This window comes from Bradyrhizobium sp. USDA 10063 (assembly GCF_054063735.1).
Window position 1 is genome coordinate 1,032,292 of sequence record NZ_JBSSGP010000002.1, and the last position, 17,342, is coordinate 1,049,633.

Genomic DNA, 17,342 nt, shown 5'->3' on the forward strand with positions numbered 1-17,342 from the left:
CGCGTCGAGAAAGCTCCGTCAGGGTGCTGCTCCTTACGGTCGATGGCGGTCGCAAAAGATCGCCCCCAATCACCACCGACTATAAGCGACCATTGGGACGATCTGGAACACGTCAGACCGCACCGTCGCGCGATTGTTACGCCTGGTGAAAAGCGGCTCAGGCAAACAGTCAAGCGATGGATGCGGCATCACCACACTTGTTTCCCGATTGGAAAGCTGCAGAGAACAAATGCAATGTCGTAGGGACAAGAACGAATTTTGCGACCATCGAATTGTCGGCCGTTCAGCTTCTTCGATATCAAGCCGGATCTCGACTTCTTCGGCCATCGCGTGCTGCCATTGATGGAGCAGGCGGGACTGCGCCTGCCCGCGCGCCACCTGAGGGCGGTTGGCACGCTCCGTTCCGCCGCTTGCGGAAGGGTTGAGGTTATGGGCGTTCCGATAGGCGTGCGGTGTTCTCGCTCGTGAACGGGGGTGGTTCACGGCCGTGATGTCCGTGCAACGCTCGATCACCAGTCAATCCGACGTGTGCATTTCGAGCTTCACAACGCGGCAGGTGTGCGTTTTATTGCAGAAGCTGTCCGGAGCAGGGGCTTTCATCTCCAAACAATTTTCATTTCCGGAACGGAAGGCCGCCGGCACTGAACCGGCGGCCTTTTCGCAAGGTTGCTTGTTCCAGGTCGCGGAGGCGAACGGTCGGCAGTTCATCGCTCGGCTTGCTTCTTTGGACCGGGTTGGTGGTAGGCTAGCCTGCGTGAAAATTTAGAAACTGCTTGGGGCTCTCCTAATGACGGCCGGGTCAGGCCAGCGCCCCATCTATGCATGCGCGGGATGGGAAATCGATCTTGCCAGGCGGGAGTTGCGCGCTCAGGGTGTGCCCGTGCCGTTGGGGGGACGGGCCTTTGAAATCATTGCGGAATTGGTCCAGGCCGAAGGCGAACTGGTTTCCAGGAGTGATCTGGCCAAGCGGGTTTGGCAGGGAGTGATCGTCGAGGACGGCGCGCTTCGGGTGCACATCGCCGCGATCCGCAAGGCCCTTGGTTCCGATCGCGACATGCTGGCCACGACGGTCGGGCGCGGGTATCGCCTGTTGGGATCGTGGCGGGTCCGGCATGTCGATGCGCTGGCTCAACCGGCTCCGCCCGAACTGTCGCCGTCGACCAACATTCCGGCCGCAACGTTTGATCTCATCGGCCGTGCTACGGCGATCGCTCATCTGTGGGAGCTTCTGTCAGCCTATCGAGTCGTGAGCCTTGTCGGGCCCGGCGGGATCGGCAAAACGGCGCTGGCGATGCAGGCAGCAAGATCGCCGCCGGCAGGCTTCACGGCCGACCGGCTGCTCATCGAACTGGCCTCGCTTTCAAATCCTGAGCTCGTACCTTCGGCGGTTGCGGGCGTACTCGGCATCAAACTGGAAGGAGAAGATATCTCGGCGGAGGCGATAGCGCGTGCCATCGGAGACCGGCAATTGCTGCTCGTTTTCGACAACTGCGAGCACGTCATCGGTGCCGTAGCCACGCTGACGGAGACGATCGTCAGCCGCTGCCCCGGCACCACCATCATTGCGACCAGCCGCGAAGCGTTGCGCATCGATGGCGAACATGTCTATCGCGTGCTTCCACTGGAAGTGCCGCCTGAGCCTCTGCTTGCACCGGACGCGATATTTGAACACACCGCCGTCGAACTGTTCATGACCCGGGCAAAAGCGCAGGGTTCCAGTTTCGAGGGCGATGAGGAGAATCTTGGCGCGATTGCCGCCATTTGCCGCCGGCTGGACGGCATTCCGCTCGCGATCGAATTTGCCGCAGCACGCGCGCCGATGCTTGGCCCGCCCAAGATCGCGGCGCTTCTGGACGACAGATTCAAATTCCTCACGACGGGCCGGCGCACCGCGCTGCCCCGGCAGCAAACGCTGCGCGCGACGCTCGACTGGAGCTATGATCTGCTCCCGGAAACGGAGGCGCGGGTCTTGCGCCGGCTCGGCATATTTGCCGGGGACTTCCTGCTCGATGCGGTGATTGCGGTCGCCGGCGATCACGAGAGGGTCGAAGTCACGGACCACCTTGCCAACCTGGTAGCCAAGTCCCTTGCCGTCGCCGACATTCGCGGCGACCGGCCGCACTACCGCCTCTTGGATACGACGCGGGCTTACGCGCTGGAAAAGCTGCGTGGTTCAGGAGAATATCCCGACGCCGCGCGCCGTCACGCGCAATATTACCGCGGCTTCTTCGCCAATGCAGAAGCCGAAAGCGAGCTGAAGCCGCAAGCTGAGTGGCTTGCCATCTACGGCCGGCACATCGACAACGTGCGTGCTAGCCTTGATTGGGCATTCTCGCCCGGCGGCGATGCGCAGACCGGCGTGGCATTGACCGCGGCCGCGGTGCCGCTGTGGGTCCAACTGTCGCTGCTCGCAGAGTGCCGAGAGCGTACTGAGCTGGCACTAGCAAGGATAGACGAAACCGTCGCTGATGCATCGCGCCTGCGCATGCAACTGTCGGCGGCACGCGCCTGGTCGCTGATGTATGGCGTCGGCAGGGCTCGTGAAGCCGGTCCCGCCTGGGCCTTGGCCTTGCAGCTCGCGGAGCACCTCGGTGACGCCGACTATTTGCTGCGCGCGCTGTGGGGGCTGTGCATCGATCAGTTCAACAATGGCGAGATCGGCAAGGCACTGGAATTCGCGCACCGTTTCGCTGTGGTCGCGGGTGACTCGAGCAACTCCGTCGACCTGATGATGGCTGACCGGCTTCTCGCCACCACGCTGCACTACCTCGGCGACCAGAACCTGGCGCATCATCACATCACGCGGACCTTGTCGCGGCTTTCGGATCTATCGCCAAAGCCGCAGGTGATCCGCTTCCGCTTCGACCTGCGGGTATCGGCGCACTATTTCCAGGCGCGCATCCTGTGGCTCAGGGGACTGGCCGACCAGTCATTGCGCGTCGTCGAACGCAACATCGAGGAAGGCCGAACGAGCGGGCATGCCCTGACATTCTGCAGCGTGCTGGGGCAGGGTGCCTGCCCGATCACTTTCCTTGCCGGCGATCTCGATGCGGCGGAACGTTACTGCGCGCTATTGATCGAGCATACCGAGCGGCACCCGATCCGGCTGTGGAATTTGTGGGCACGCGCCTTCAGGGGCATCGTGATGGCAAGGCGCGGCGGCGTCGCCACGGGATTGCCGGTGCTGCGAAAAGCGCTCGAGGTGGCTGGCGAAGCGCGGTTCCTGCCGCGCTTCCTGCTTCCTCTTGGCGAACTGGCGGCCTGTCTCGGCGAGGCCGGCGACGTCGCCCACGGGCTTGCCGCCGTCAATGAGGCGCTTGCGCGCTGCGAGGCAAGGGACGAGCAGTGGTACCAGGCCGAGCTGCTGCGCATCAAAGGCGAGCTGCTGCTCCACGCAGGCCAACATCGCTTCGTTGCCGGCGCCGAGCAGTCCTTCGACCGGGCGCTCCAGGTGGCGCGTAGCCAAGGCGCGCTGTTCTGGGAGCTGAGGACGGCAATCAGCCTCGCACGATTGAGAGCCAGTCAGGACCGTGCTGCCGACGCACACCACACGCTTGCCTCCGCGTATGGAAAGTTCACCGAGGGTTTTGGGATATCGGATCTGCGAACCGCAAAGGCAATGATGGCGCAGCTATCGACCGAGTGAGCCGCGGTCGCCGAATACAAACGCTGAGCTTATTTCGAAGCGGCTGCGCTGGTCGGGAAATAACTTCAAGACAATTACTGATTGTTGGCGTGACGCAAGTCAACAATTGGCGCGGCTGCAGGCGCGGAATCGTCCTTGAGTAGGTGGCGCGGTGATGAACTGGCCGCTTCGAGGCGACAGATCAGGCAGGTGCGGGCCGGCCGTGGGCGTTTAGCGCATCGCGGAACGGGCCAGAAGAAGCGCTGCTGCCGCGGCGATCAGCGCCGGAACGGCGGCCACCGCGAACAGCGGCTGCGCTTCCATATTGCGGGCAAGCATCACGCCGCCGATCAAAGGGCCGACGATCGACCCGATGCGGCCGATGCCCAGCGCCCAGCCTACGCCGGTTGACCTGATCGCGGTCGGGTAAAACGTCGCGGTTAAGGCATTTGAGGCGATCTGCCCCCCGACGATGCAGAACCCGGCAGCAAAGATCGCGATGGTGACGAGGTTCGTCGAATGACTGGTCAACCCGATTGCCGCCACCGCGACCGCAGCGGAGAGATAGGTGAGCGCGAGTGCGCGGAACGAGAAGCGATCGATAAAGTGACCAAGCGCGAACGTGCCGACCACGCCACCGACTTGCAGCATCGCCCCGATCGCCGCGGCGACCGACACCGAGACGCCGAGATCGTTAAGCACCGTCGGCAGCCAGTTTGAGAGCAGATAGAGATCGAGCAGGCTCATGAAGAATACGATCCAGAGCAGCAACGTGACGGCGCTCCGCTGCTCCGTGAAAAGATGGACCACCGGCAGGCCGGACAATTTCGGCTCCTGCACCGCAAAACGGACGTCGTTCCCAAGATGCGCGGTCCGCGTGATACGCCGCAACAGCCCGGCGACCTCGCTATCGCGCCCTCCTGCCAGTGCAAGGTAGCGGATCGATTCCGGGAGCGCATACAGAAGAACTGGAACGAGCAGGAGCGGCCCGATGCCGCCGACCAGAAACACCGAGCGCCAGCCAAAAGCGGGGATCAGCGCAGCCGTGAGCAAGCCGCCGAGCGCCGCGCCGATCGAAAATCCGGCAAACATCGCCATCACCATGGTCGCTCGACGGCGATGCGGGCTGAACTCGGAGGTCACTGCAACCGCGTTTGGCATCGCGCCGCCGAGTCCAAGACCGGTGAGGAAACGGAGCGCCATCAGCCAAGTGACGTCCTGAACCAGCATCGTGAGCAGGCTTCCGATACCAAATGCAGCGGTGCTGGCCACGATGATCCGCTTGCGCCCGATCCGATCGGCGAGCGGGCCGAAGATCAAGGCGCCGAGCATCAGGCCGAATAACCCGGCGCTGAACACCGGTCCCAGCGCGCCGCGCGGCAGCTTCCATTCTTGCGCCAGGGCGGGCGCGACATATCCGATCGCCTGCGTGTCGAACCCGTCGACGAAGAGCACCGCAGCGCAGATCAGCAACACGCGAATCTGGAACGCGCCGACCAGTTGTTGATCGATGTACGCCGGCACATCGATGACCGTCGGTGCGGACCCGTCCTCAACGCCGATGGTCATTCTGCGATTTCCTCCCGGCGGGGTCGATCACCCGCATCTTGTCTTGTAAATCTCTTATAATGAGATTTTTGTAAGGGCAACCCTGCGGTCATGCCCCATTCCCGGAAGCGCGGGAGGGCGGTATCAGGACGGCACGACGTTGGAACGGACGGACAGGTGGGGAAAAGAAACAGCCAGGATCGGGTGCTCGGTGTGCTGGAACTGTTCAGCGAGGCGCGCCCGCTCTGGACGCCCGACGAACTCATGGGTGAGCTTGGCTATACACGTCCCACGCTCTACCGCTATCTCAAGAGCCTGAGAGAGAGCGGGCTATTGATGTCCGTTCGCGGCGGCCGCTTCGCTCTTGGGCCGAAAGTCGTCGAGATGGACTATTTGAGCCGCCGCGCGGATCCGCTGGTCGCCGCCGCCGCGCCGCATCTGGAGCGTCTGACGGCGGCGCATCCCTGTACTGCTCTGATTGTTCGCTGGTATGGCGACAAGATGCTCTGCGTTGCCTCACAATCGTCAGCGCCCCATCCGGTGAGCAGTTATCCGCGGGGCCGACCGATGCCGATGGGGCGGGGCGCAATTGCCCGCTCGATCATGGCCTTTCTGCCGAAACGCAGTCTGGCTCCGTTGCTTGCCCGTTACGCCGACGATCTTCGCAGTGTCGGCGTCGGTGCGACGGCCGAGGAAGTCGCAACGGTGCTGAAGCGAATCCGGCGAGCAGGCGTCGCGGTCGCCTTCGGCGAAGTGACGCCCGGGGCAATTGGCATCGCCGCTCCCATCCTTGACGCAAACTATCCGGTCGCGAGTCTCTGTCTCACAATCGCTGGACAGCATGCGAATGGTGGCCTGATCGATCGGATCAGCGGGGAAGTGCGCGAAACGGCCCAATCAATCTCTGCCGAGGTCTTTGATAATTCTTAAAAATCTCACATTTTGAGATTTTGTCTTGACCTGAGGCTGGGTCGGTCGCATTGAACTACAGGCCTCTGCTGCAGCCGGCGTCCGGTTGACTGAGAGTGGGTAGGTGAGGGTCTCTCCGGATGCTGAGTTCAGCCGACGTTGTCCCGGTGGTGATCATCGGCGGAGGACCCGTCGGGATCGGGCTTGCGATCGATCTCGGTCTGCGTGGCATCAACTGCACCGTCGTCGAACGCCACGTCGAGCCGCAGCCGATTCCGAAAGGACAGAATCTCACTCAGCGTACCCTCGAGCATTTCCATTTCTGGGGCGCAGAAAAGGAATTGCGCGCCGCCCGAACCATACCGACCGATTATGGCATTGGCGGCATGACCAGCTATGGCACCTTGCTGAGCGGTTACCGTTACGACTGGCTACAGCGCGAACTCGTACGGCCGTTCTATTTCTGCGACAATGAACGCCTGCCGCAATACGCCACCGAGGCGGTGTTGCGCCGAAGGGCGGCGCAGATTCCAAACATCGATACCTTGTACGGCTGGAGCTGTGAGACGATACGTCCCGGTGGAGACGGGGTGAGCATCGACATCGTCAGTCGCGATGGAAACGAACGCAGCTTGCGCGCCGATTATGTCGTCGGTTGCGACGGAAGTCGATCGATCGTGCGCGACCACGCGGGCATTCGCCAGGCCCGTTCCGACCATGACCGCTTGATGGTCCTGCTCGTATTCCGCTCAACCGGCCTCCATCGGTTGCTCGAGCGCTATCCGGGCAAGTCGTTCTACAATGTGCTGCACCCGGAACTTGACGGCTACTGGAAATTCTTCGGCCGCGTGGATCTCGGCACCACGTGGTTCTTCCACGCGCCCGTTCCCGCCGACACCACGCGCGACAATTTCGATTTCCGCCGGCTTCTGCACGAGGCCGCCGGTGCGGAGTTCGACATCGAGTTCGATCATATCGGCTTCTGGGACCTGCGCTTTGCACTCGCCGACAGCTATCGCGCGGGGCGCGTTTTCATCGCCGGCGACGCGGCGCACAGCCATCCCCCTTACGGCGGCTATGGGATCAACAGCGGTCTGGAAGATGCCGTCAACCTCTCCTGGAAGCTCGCGGCGACTGTGCAGGGCTGGGGCGGCTCCGACCTGCTCGACAGCTATGATGCGGAGCGGCGACCTGTCTTCGCCTCGACCGCGCGCGACTTCATCGAGAAGTCGGTCTTCGATGATCGGGATTTTCTCCGCCGGCACAATCCCTCAGTCGACCGAGCCGACTTCGAAGCGGCCTGGCGCGAGCGACAGTCAGGCGCGCGTGCCGAGGTCAACGCCTTTGAGCCCAATTATGAGGGCTCGCCGATCGTGTTCGGACCGCCGGGTACCGTGAGCAGCGCGATCGGCTCCCACAGCTATGCGGCTCGTGCCGGCCACCATCTCACACCGCAGCCTCTCTCGTCGGGCAAGAACCTCTACGAAGAACTAGGGAGCGGTTTCACGCTGCTTGATCTGGGCTCGCCGAGTGCCTTTGTGCAGGAATTCCGGCGTGCCGCCGACAGGCTGCGCCTGCCGCTGAAGGTGATCCACGACAACCGCGCGCAGGGCCGCGAGCTTTACGACGCCTCGCTCGTGCTGGTCCGCCCTGATCAGTTCGTTGCCTGGGCGTCCAACGAGGCAATCGGCGATCCGGCGGATATCCTGCGACGCGTTATAGGCGACCCATGAAGTCAGACCACTCCAGGTCAGAACAAGAACACTGAAAAAGCCGAAACCGGCAGGGAAACGTCAGGGAATTAGGGCATGAGCTCTTACAGCGCCGCGCATTATTTTCTCGAAGGTCTCGTCGACCTCGGAGTGGACTATATCTTCGCCAATCTCGGGACCGACCATGTGTCCCTGATTGAGGAAATCGCGCGGTGGGACAAGCAGGGCCGCAAACGTCCGCAGATCATTCTTTGTCCTCATGAGGTCGTTGCCGTCCATATGGCCGGCGGTTACGCACTAGCAACCGGGAAGGGACAGGCCGTTTTCGTGCATGTCGACGCCGGCACCGCAAATGCATGCATGGCGATCCAGAACATGTTTCGCTACCGTTTGCCCGTGATGTTGTTCGCCGGCCGCGCGCCATTCACGTTGCACGGCGAACTGCCTGGCTCGCGCGACACCTATGTCCATTTCGTGCAGGATCCATTCGACATCGCGAGCATCATTCGTCCGTATGTGAAATGGGAGTACTCGCTGCCGTCCGGCATCGTGGTCAAGGAGGCGCTGGCTCGCGCCAGCGCTTTCATGCACAGCGATCCTCCCGGACCGGTCTATATGATGCTGCCGCGTGAGACGCTGGCGGAGACGTGGGACGAGACGCGGATGCCGGCCTACGACCCCGCCCGCTACGGCGGCGTTCGGTCCGGCGGCATCGATCAGGCAAGAGTCGAGGCCATCGCCGATCAACTGATGGCCGCGGGCAACCCGATCGCGCTGACAGCCTATCTCGGTCGCAAGCCAGAGGCGGTTACGGTGCTCGATCGATTGGCGCGGACCTGCGGCATCCGGGTGGCCGAATTTAATTCAATCGATCTCAATATACCGCAGGACTCGCCCTGCTTTGCGGGCTTCGATCCTCTGCCGCTGCTCGAGCAGGCGGATCTCGGGCTCTTGCTGGACACCGACGTCCCATTCGTTCCGCAGTACGCCAAGCGCATCGATGCGATCCGGTGGATCCAGATCGACGTCGATCCCCTGAAATCGGACTTTCCGATGTGGGGCTTTCCAACCGATATGAGAAGCCAGGGTGACTGCGCAACCGTGCTCCAGCAGGTGCTCGACGTCGTCGAGGCGCGCGCTGACGACAGCTATCGCCGGCGCGTCGCTGAGCGCATCGCGAACTGGGGCGAGGCGCGCAAGGCCGCCGCAAAACGCCGCGCCGCGGCTGCCGCCAACAAGGGCGTTCCGGGTGCGCTCAATCCCAGCTATCTGTTTGCTGTCCTGAATGGCAAGCTGGCGCAGGACGATATCGTTCTCAACGAGGCGATCCGCAACGGCCCGATGCTGCAGGAGCAGATCCGTCGCACGCAACCCCGAAGCTACGTGGGACTCGCCGGTGGTGGCCTCGGTTTCAGCGGCGGCATGGCGCTGGGATTGAAGCTGGCGCAGCCGCATCGGCGCATCGTGCAGATCATCGGCGACGGCGCTTTTCATTTTTCCTCGCCCGACTCCGTCTATGCAACCGCGCAGCAGTACGAGCTTCCGATCCTGACCGTGGTGCTGGACAACGGCGGCTGGCAGGCCGTGAAATCCGCAGTTCAGCGCGTTTATCCCACGGGCGTTGCCGCGGAAACCAACTCGTTCCAGTCCAGCTTGAGGTCGGATCGTCAGGGTGAGCAACGCCGTTTCGCCGACGTCGCACGCGCTTTCGGAGCCCATGGCGAGAGTGTGACCGAACCCGATGAGCTCGCGGGGGCGATCGATCGGTGCCTGGCGGCAGTGGATGACGGCAGGGCCGCGGTCCTGCATGTTCACGTTACGCCGCTTTAGTTCACAACGTTGAACGGTGCCGTCGTCACAACAAGAAAACAAGACGCGGCAATAGCAGGGAGAAACGCCGTCATGAAGGTTTTGAAAAGGCAATTTCTGGCGGGTATCTGTGTTGGATTGTTTGCATTGTTCTTTGTGCACACCGCCGTTGCGGAGGAGGCCGCAAAATATCCGTCGCGACCTATCCATATCATCGTCGGTTTCACGCCGGGCGGCGGCAACGACATTATCGCGCGTCTGTTCGGACAGAAATTGTCAGAGAGCCTTGGTCAACCGGTCATCATCGAAAACAAGCCAGGCGCTGGCGCGATCCTCGCGACCGATTATGTCGCGAAATCGGCGCCCGACGGCTACACGCTGCTGATCGGTGCCAGCGGCGCCATGGTCATCAATCCGGCGGTTTACACGAAGTTGCCGTACGATCCTGTTCGCGATTTCATTCCGATTTCAGAACTTGGCTCGTTTCCGCTGATCCTGATCGTCAACGCCGCGTCGCCGCTCAAGTCCGTATCCGAGCTCGTCGCTTACGCTAAGCAGAATCCGAGCAAAGCGAACTATTCGAGTTCGTCCGCGGCGTTCCAGCTTGCCACCGAGCTGTTCAAGCAGAAGACTGGCGCGCCGATGCAGATGATCCCGTACAAGGGCGCCAACGATTCCGTGGTCGCGGTGATCGCGGGCGAGGTGACAGCAACGATTGCCGACGCCGGTTCGGTTTGGGGCCAGATCACGGGAGGCCAGGTGCGCGCGCTCGCCGTTGCCGCGCCGAAACGCATGGAGGAGCTGCCTGACGTTCCAACCATGAAGGAGGCAGGTGCAGACGTCGATGCCGTGTTGTGGAGCGGCGTTCTTGCGCCCAAAGGAACGCCGCCGGAAGTCGTGGGGAAGCTGCAGGACGAATTCACGCGGATTGCCAAACTTCCGGACGTGGTTTCCCGATTGAAGCTTCTCAATATCGACTCGGTCGGCAGTTCATCGGATGAATTTTCCCGAATGATCGTATCGGATATCGCGCGCTGGACCGAGATAGCACGGATCGGCAACGTCAAGATCGAGCCGTGAACGGCACGGGGGAGCGGTGTGATGGCCGGAATGCTTGAGGCGGACGTCGTGGTTGCCGGCGCGGGGCCGGTCGGGCTCACGCTTGCCATGGATCTGGCTTGGCGCGGCAGACGCGTGATCGTTCTGGAGACGCGCAGACGTGACGAACCGCCCAGCGTCAAATCGAATCACGTCTCGGCGCGCTCGATGGAAATCTTCCGGCGGCTCGGCGTCGCTGCAAAGGTGCGCAACGCCGGCCTGCCACCAGATTATCCGAACGATGTCGCCTATCGGACCTCGTTCCTTGGTCGTGAACTGACCAGGATCAAAATTCCCTGCCGCGCGGAGCGATATAAGTCGGAGGACGGCCCGGATACATGGTGGCCGACGCCGGAGCCGCCGCATCGGATCAACCAGATCTACCTTGAGCCCGTCCTGTTCGAGCATTTGTCCTCGATGCCCGGCGTGCGCATCCTGAGCGGAACGTCGCTCGTTGATTTTCGACAGAGCCCGGAGGGTGTCATCGCATCTGCGCGGGAGCGCGATACGGCGGAAGAGATAGCAATATCCTGCCGATTTCTGGTTGGCTGCGATGGTGGCCGGTCTCTGGTCCGCAACAGGATCGGAGGGCGGCTGAGCGGCGATCCTGTCCTGCAACGCGTGCAGTCGAGCTTTATTCGAGCGCCGAAACTGCTCGAGATGCTGCGACAACTCGGCGGGACGCCGGCGTGGGCTTCCTTTGCGTTGAACCCGCGACAATCCGGCAACGTGTACGCGATCGACGGCAGGGAGACCTGGCTCGTCCATGTCTATCTCAATGCTGATGTGACGGAGTTCGATGCCATTGATCGGGACAGTGCAATCCGAACAGTGCTCGGCGTCGACCGGAATTTTCAGTATGAATTGCTCGCCAAGGAGGACTGGATCGGGCGGCGTCTCATCACGGACAAGGTCCGCGACGGGCGGGTCTTTATATGCGGGGACGCCTGCCACCTGTGGGTTCCTTACGCCGGCTACGGCATGAATGCGGGGATCGCCGATGCCGCAAACCTGGCGTGGTTGCTTGCGGCGCACCTGGAAGGATGGGCTGATGCGCGCATTCTAAATGCCTACGAGGCCGAGCGACTTCCGATCACAGAGCAGGTGTCACATTTCGCCATGAACCACGCCCACGCGATGGCGAAAGCGCGAAAGACCGTTCCACCCGAAATCGAAGTGGCGGGGCCGGAAGGTGACGCCATTCGCAGCTCGATCGGACAATCGGCGTACGACCTCAACGTTCAGCAATATTGCTGTGCGGGGCTCAACTTCGGCTACTATTATCAGGGTTCACCGATCATTGCTTATGACGATGAGATTCCGCCGCCCTATACGATGGGTAACTTCACGCCATCGACCGCTCCTGGCGCGCGCGTTCCTCACTTTTGGCTCGCCGATGGTCGCTCCGTGTACGACGCAATGGGACCTTACTACACACTGCTTCGCAGCGATCCACACGTCGATGTGTCCGGCTTGATGACAGCTGCTTCGGCGGTCGGCATGCCTTTGACTGTTCTCGACATTGGCGCAGCGGAGCCGCCCGACGTCTATCGACACGGTCTCTTGCTCGCTCGTCCGGATCAGCATGTCGCATGGCGCGGCGACCGGCTGCCGGAGAATCCCGCAGCGCTGCTGAACATTATTCGCGGAACCCGAGCGACCAGCACAGACAAACAGGAATATTGACCAACGCCTGACGGGCGCTTGGCCTGCGGTCGCCGCGGAGGCGCCGAACGGCGATTGCGACATCACCGTTCAGTCATCTTGTCTTACTGTCCACTGCCAAGATTTGACAGGAGCCTAAATCAAGAAGCGGCTTGTCAGGTCTATGCGCTGCAAAAAACCTCAGAAGTTACGTTGGGCGCGAAGCTGCAGGTGGAACGTGTCCTGATCGCTGAACTCATAGCGCGCGGCCGGCTTGGGAGCCGAAGGTCCAAGGATGGCGCTGCCCTGGAATTTTTGATCGAGGTGGATCCATAGGAATTCGGCCGAGAAGGTCAGGTTCTCGACCGGGGTCCAGCGGGTGATGACGCCAAGCTGCGACAGGTTGAAGTCGGGGTTGCAGATGTAGTCTGCGCTGACCGCCTTGGCCGGCGTGGTGTAGTTGGCGCACATGAAGGCCTTGGCGGCGCCGTCATAGCGGACGCCCACATACGAGCCGAAGAGACTCGACGACCAATATGGGTTCCAGTTATGGTTGAACGCCCCGCGAACGCCAAAGGCCTCTGTCAGATGCAGCGAGCCGTCGCCGCCGGCTGCGACCGGCAGATAGACGGCGTCGGTCGTCGCACCGAACCCGATGCTCTGATAGGCGCCAAAAGCGCTGGTGCTGCCGAACATCGCAAAGCTCGGCGAGGTTGAAGCCGACGAGACGACGTACTTCGTCGCTCCCTTGGCATAGCTCGCGTCCATCTTGATGTCGTCGCCGGCACCGGTCGGGATGTTCTTGATCTGCAACGCCGCCATCACTGCGCCGCCCCACGAGGTGTCGGGATGTCCGGAAAGCTCGGATGCTGCGGTCGGCGCCGCGCCCGGCAGGCCGACGGCGCCGGCCGGCGCTCCGAGTGCGTTGAGCGTGTTGTAGGAGCCGCTCGCTTCATGGGCCGCGGCCGAAATCTGGAACAGACCCCAGGCCTGGTCGATGCGAATGTTGCCGACCACGTCGGGCGCATGGACGCCGGCATAAGCGTTACCCGTGTTCAGCGTGGCGTTCAGCGGCAGCGACAGGTTGTAGACCGCGGTGCGGTCCCACACGGTTGGATCGTCGAGGCCGATGGTGCCGGTCACTCCGTTGCCGAAATCCGTCGTGTACTGGATGTTCTGGACGCCGGTATCAGTGTTCTGGCCGCCGAGCAGGAAGTCCGTGATGTTGCCGGGATAGCCCTGCCAGGGCGACGCGTAGGCAGACGCCGACTGACCGAAGGTGAAGCCTGCGAACTGGATAAAGAGGTATTGGATGGAAACCTGGCCGCCGCCCGGCGTATCGAGCAACTGCTGGCCGGCCACCGGAAGCGAGCCGTTGATCGAGTTCGGGTTGAAGGTGTTGTTGCCAAGCGTGCTGAACGTAAACCGGCCCTGCCCGAAGGTACGGACCACGCCATATTCGGTGGCGGTGCGGGTATCGATTGACAATAGCATACGGGCGCGGGTGGAGAAGTAGTCGAAGTAGCGGTTATGTTGTCCTGCGTCACCGTTCCAGGCCGGCGTGCCCTGTATGCCGCCATTGAATGTGGTATCGACCCGGAGATAGCCGCCGAGCTTGATGCAGGTGTCGGTGCCGGGAATGAAGAAGAAGCCCGCGCCGTAAGCCGAGCAAATCTTCACATATTCGATGGGCTTTGCTTTGACAGGAAGGTCAGCGCCTGCGGCTCCGCTGGTTGCGAGCAAAAGACTCGCCGCCGGACCGAGGATAAGGATTCGAGTTGTCGCCATGCCGGCCTCCGCCGTGAGACCTGTACGTCCACTCGGAAATCGAACGCTCCCCAACTCTTAGCGCAGGAGCCATGTCGCACAATGCACCGCGACGTGACGCCAGCCGGTTGTTGTCGCCGTGTGACTTTTTCGCAACGCATGCAAGCGCTACTTGGAGCGCATGCAGAGCAGCCCTTGGAACCCGGATCAATGCTGTAGCTACGGTCGCTGCGAAGAGCTTCGCTCCGCTATTCCATGAGAATGATCGTCGGTGATTTCCGCTTGCGCCGCGGCGGCCACGCTCATGCTTTGGCTCCCGAGCCCCTTTATTTTCCTCATGAACTGGGCTGCGACCCTGTAACCAAACGGTACCGGCCCACGAATATAACTTCGTCGGATTGGACCCGCGAAGTTGCGCGCAGGCCGGAGAGGCCGGCGGCGAGGAATTTGGACGTCGCCGGTCTCGATCATTGAATATTTATAGGAGAGAGCAGTGGGACTGTCCTGGCAACAAGGTCCGCTCTCAACGGGAGCAATTGGTCGGTTCCTCGTGCCCGAACCAATGCCCAAGCGACTGTTGTACGTAGAGCGTTTGCGCCGGCGCATGCGCGTGCGATTCGGACCAATGTGGATCGCCGATAGCGAGCAGGTCCTCCTGCTTTTCGAACCGGGCCGCTATCCCGTCGCCTATTTCCCGGAAACCGACGTTTCTCCACACGTCCTGGAACGCACCGAGCATACCATCCAGCATCCCGATCTCGGGCCCACGTCCTGGTACAGCGTCCGGGCGGACGAACAACACATCGCGCCGCGAGGAGCGTGGCAGCACACCAGTCTGCCCGCCCACGCGAGCGAACTGCAGGCACGCGTCGCTTTCGCTTGGCGGGCCATGGATGCTTTCTACGAGGAAGACGAAAGAATCGTGGGCCATGCCGCTGACCCCTACCACCGCATCGACATTCGCCAGGCCTCTCGTCACCTCGTGGTCCGCCATGGTGATCGGATCATCGCCGACACCAAGCGGCCGCTCGTTCTCTACGAGTCCGGCTTCGCGCCGCGCTGGTACGTTCCGCGCGTCGACATAGATGAGTCCGCCCTCACTCCCGTGAAACTCCAGACCTTCTGCCCGTATAAAGGGCTCTGCAGCTATTACTCCATCGAGGATGCACGTCAGGCGGCATGGTCGTATCCTGACGCCTATCCCGAGGTCCGCCGCATCTCCGACTTGGTCTCGTTTGAACCGAACAGCGTCTCGGTGCATCTCGATGGCAAACAGCTCCATCTTGAGCCGGGTCAGACGGTGGTTCCGCACGGCCCCGATCGCAATCTAGACACCGCCGAGGTGGTTCACGATCCCGATAAGGGGCCCTCGGCGGCTGCGAGCGGAGGACCATAAAAACGGAGCGGTACATGGCTCGACTGCTTTCGGTGAACGTCGGACTTCCCCGAGATATCGACTGGAAGGGGCGCACCGTACACACCGGAATCTGGAAAAATCCTGTGCGTGGCCGCTGTTGGGTCGGGCGGCTCAATCTGGACGGAGACGGTCAAGGGGACCTGAGCGGCCACGGGGGTGAGCAGCGCGCCGCCTTCGTCTACCAGATCGAGTCGTATCGCTATTGGCAGGAGCGGCTGAAGCGGACCGACTTCGTCCACGGACAGTTCGGCGAGAACTTCACGATCGAGGGGTTGCCCGACGATGCCGTGTGCATCGGCGACCGTTATCAAATCGGCAGCGCGCTGTTCGAGGTCACTCAGCCTCGCGTGACCTGCTATCGCGTTGGCATTCGGATGAACGAGCCACGGATGCCGGCATTGCTGACATCCAGCGGACGGCCCGGGTTCTACTTCCGCGTCCTGCGGGAAGGGGAGGTCGACGCTGGCGACGAAATCGTGAAGGTGGGAGAGGCGAACGAGCGCATGACGGTGGCAGAGATCAACGCGCTGCTCTATTCGCCCGATCATGTCCGCGACCGATTGGAGCGCGCCTTGCGCATCGAGGCGCTTTCGCCTGGATGGCGCTCCTCGTTTGAGGCATTGCTGCAGGGCCAAACGACTGCCGCGGGAAGTGGCAACGTGGGGCTTGCGCCGGCAGCAGCTTTGCATCCGGTTGCACCAGGATTTCGGCCGCTCGCCGTGTCGGCAATCGATCAGGAGTCCGCGGACGTCCTCTCGCTGTCGATGCAGGATCCGGACGGTCAGCCGCTGCCACCGGCTTTGCCAGGTCAGTACGTCGTCTTGCGTCTTCGACCGACCGGCGGCGGCCCGCCACTCTTTCGCAGCTACTCCCTCTCGGGTCCCCCCTCGACGGAGCGCTATCGGATCAGCGTGAAGATCGAGCCGAATGGGGCGGCTGGAACCTACCTGCGGGACCATATCCAGGTGGGCGATGTTCTCGACGTGAGCTCACCGCGTGGAAGCTTCATTCTGCAGTCCGGGGAGCGGCCGGTGGTGTTGCTCAGCGCGGGAATCGGAGCGACGCCTGTCCTGGCGATGCTGCAGGCGCTGGCGGAGGCCCGCTCGGAACGGCAAGTGGTCTGGCTGCATACGGCGCGCGACCGACAGCATCATCCGTTTGCCGCCGAAGTTCGCCGCCTCATGCTCGGGCTCACCCACGGCCGCAGCTATGTTTGCTACAGCAGGCCGGGCGAGAGCGATAAGATCGGCAAGGACTTCGACACCACTGGTCATCTGTCGCAATCGGCCTTTGACGAAGTCGGCATCCCGCGAGAGGCGGATGTCTACCTCTGCGGGCCGACTCGCTTCATGGCGGACATGAGGGAAGCCCTCGGGACATTCGGCGTGCCGCCGGAGCGGGTTCATGTCGAGATCTTCAACGGCAGCGAGCCGATGACGCCCGGCATTGTCGGCACAGCGATGCGAGCGCCTCATCCGCCGGGGGACGACGCCAATACCGGCCCGCTGGTATCGTTCGCGCGAAGCGGCGTCGCCGCACATTGGAAAGCGTCAGCCTATCAGAGCATTTTGGAGCTGGCCGAAGCGTGCGACGTGCCGGTTCGTTGGTCGTGCCGGACCGGTGTTTGTCATAACTGCGAAAGCGGTTTGGTTTCGGGCGCGGTCGCCTATGGACCGGAGCCGCTCGATAAGCCCGCCGACGGCAACGTTCTGGTTTGCTGCTCGCAACCTGTTCGCGATGTCGTTGTCGATCTGTGAACCCTGAGAGGGCCTATTGGACCAAAGACGGGCAGGGATGAACACAACCAGCACAG

General features: G+C 62.2%; 10 protein-coding genes. 8 read left to right on the top strand and 2 right to left on the bottom strand.

Annotation, left to right across the window (positions count from 1 at the left end):
- Positions 1-874 precede the first annotated feature (874 nt).
- Entirely contained in the window at positions 875-3,646 is a 2,772-nt protein-coding gene (locus ACVJGD_RS06795) for an ATP-binding protein (protein WP_456633627.1), read from the top strand.
- Between the two features lie 210 nt (positions 3,647-3,856).
- On the opposite strand, the gene ACVJGD_RS06800 is transcribed toward ACVJGD_RS06795, so the two are convergent.
- Complete coding sequence (locus ACVJGD_RS06800; RefSeq protein ID WP_456633628.1) at positions 3,857-5,194, bottom strand: MFS transporter; 1,338 nt, start codon at positions 5,192-5,194, stop codon at positions 3,857-3,859.
- Between the two features lie 156 nt (positions 5,195-5,350).
- Here ACVJGD_RS06800 and ACVJGD_RS06805 point away from each other — a divergent pair, with 156 nt between their 5' ends.
- The 5 genes from ACVJGD_RS06805 (at position 5,351) to ACVJGD_RS06825 (ending at position 12,387) form a co-directional block, all read left to right on the top strand.
- Positions 5,351-6,103: an IclR family transcriptional regulator gene (locus ACVJGD_RS06805; protein ID WP_456633629.1), complete on the top strand. Its 753-nt coding sequence runs from the start codon at positions 5,351-5,353 to the stop codon at positions 6,101-6,103.
- Between the two features lie 119 nt (positions 6,104-6,222).
- Complete coding sequence (locus tag ACVJGD_RS06810) at positions 6,223-7,815, top strand: FAD-dependent monooxygenase (protein ID WP_456633630.1); 1,593 nt, start codon at positions 6,223-6,225, stop codon at positions 7,813-7,815.
- A gap of 75 nt (positions 7,816-7,890) precedes the next feature.
- The gene (locus tag ACVJGD_RS06815) at positions 7,891-9,624 is read left to right on the top strand and encodes a thiamine pyrophosphate-requiring protein (protein WP_456633631.1); all 1,734 of its coding nucleotides are present in this window, start codon (positions 7,891-7,893) and stop codon (positions 9,622-9,624) included.
- A 72-nt stretch (positions 9,625-9,696) separates the two neighbouring features.
- Positions 9,697-10,683 carry a Bug family tripartite tricarboxylate transporter substrate binding protein gene (locus ACVJGD_RS06820; RefSeq protein ID WP_456633632.1) on the top strand — a complete coding sequence of 329 codons (987 nt, stop codon included), beginning with the start codon at positions 9,697-9,699 and terminating at the stop codon, positions 10,681-10,683.
- A 30-nt stretch (positions 10,684-10,713) separates the two neighbouring features.
- Complete coding sequence (locus ACVJGD_RS06825) at positions 10,714-12,387, top strand: FAD-dependent oxidoreductase (protein WP_456640197.1); 1,674 nt, start codon at positions 10,714-10,716, stop codon at positions 12,385-12,387.
- A gap of 159 nt (positions 12,388-12,546) precedes the next feature.
- On the opposite strand, the gene ACVJGD_RS06830 is transcribed toward ACVJGD_RS06825, so the two are convergent.
- Positions 12,547-14,133, bottom strand: coding sequence for a porin (locus ACVJGD_RS06830; RefSeq protein ID WP_456633633.1), 1,587 nt, complete (start codon positions 14,131-14,133; stop codon positions 12,547-12,549).
- 529 nt (positions 14,134-14,662) lie between these two features.
- Here ACVJGD_RS06830 and ACVJGD_RS06835 point away from each other — a divergent pair.
- A complete protein-coding gene (locus ACVJGD_RS06835) occupies positions 14,663-15,508 on the top strand; it encodes a DUF427 domain-containing protein (protein ID WP_456640198.1) in 846 nt (281 codons plus the stop codon).
- A 14-nt stretch (positions 15,509-15,522) separates the two neighbouring features.
- Positions 15,523-17,286, top strand: a complete 1,764-nt coding sequence (locus ACVJGD_RS06840) for an MOSC domain-containing protein (RefSeq protein WP_456633634.1) — start codon at positions 15,523-15,525, stop codon at positions 17,284-17,286.
- The last annotated feature ends 56 nt before the right edge of the window (positions 17,287-17,342 follow it).

Excerpts from the sequence above, each read along its gene's own strand:
- ACVJGD_RS06840 (WP_456633634.1), top strand. The coding sequence starts at position 15,523 with ATGGCTCGACTGCTTTCGGTGAACGTCGGACTTCCCCGAGATATCGAC.
- ACVJGD_RS06820 (WP_456633632.1), top strand. The coding sequence starts at position 9,697 with ATGAAGGTTTTGAAAAGGCAATTTCTGGCGGGTATCTGTGTTGGATTG.
- ACVJGD_RS06810 (WP_456633630.1), top strand. The coding sequence starts at position 6,223 with ATGCTGAGTTCAGCCGACGTTGTCCCGGTGGTGATCATCGGCGGAGGA.
- ACVJGD_RS06815 (WP_456633631.1), top strand. The coding sequence starts at position 7,891 with ATGAGCTCTTACAGCGCCGCGCATTATTTTCTCGAAGGTCTCGTCGAC.
- ACVJGD_RS06800 (WP_456633628.1), bottom strand. The coding sequence starts at position 5,194 with ATGACCATCGGCGTTGAGGACGGGTCCGCACCGACGGTCATCGATGTG.
- ACVJGD_RS06825 (WP_456640197.1), top strand. The coding sequence starts at position 10,714 with ATGCTTGAGGCGGACGTCGTGGTTGCCGGCGCGGGGCCGGTCGGGCTC.
- ACVJGD_RS06830 (WP_456633633.1), bottom strand. The coding sequence starts at position 14,133 with ATGGCGACAACTCGAATCCTTATCCTCGGTCCGGCGGCGAGTCTTTTG.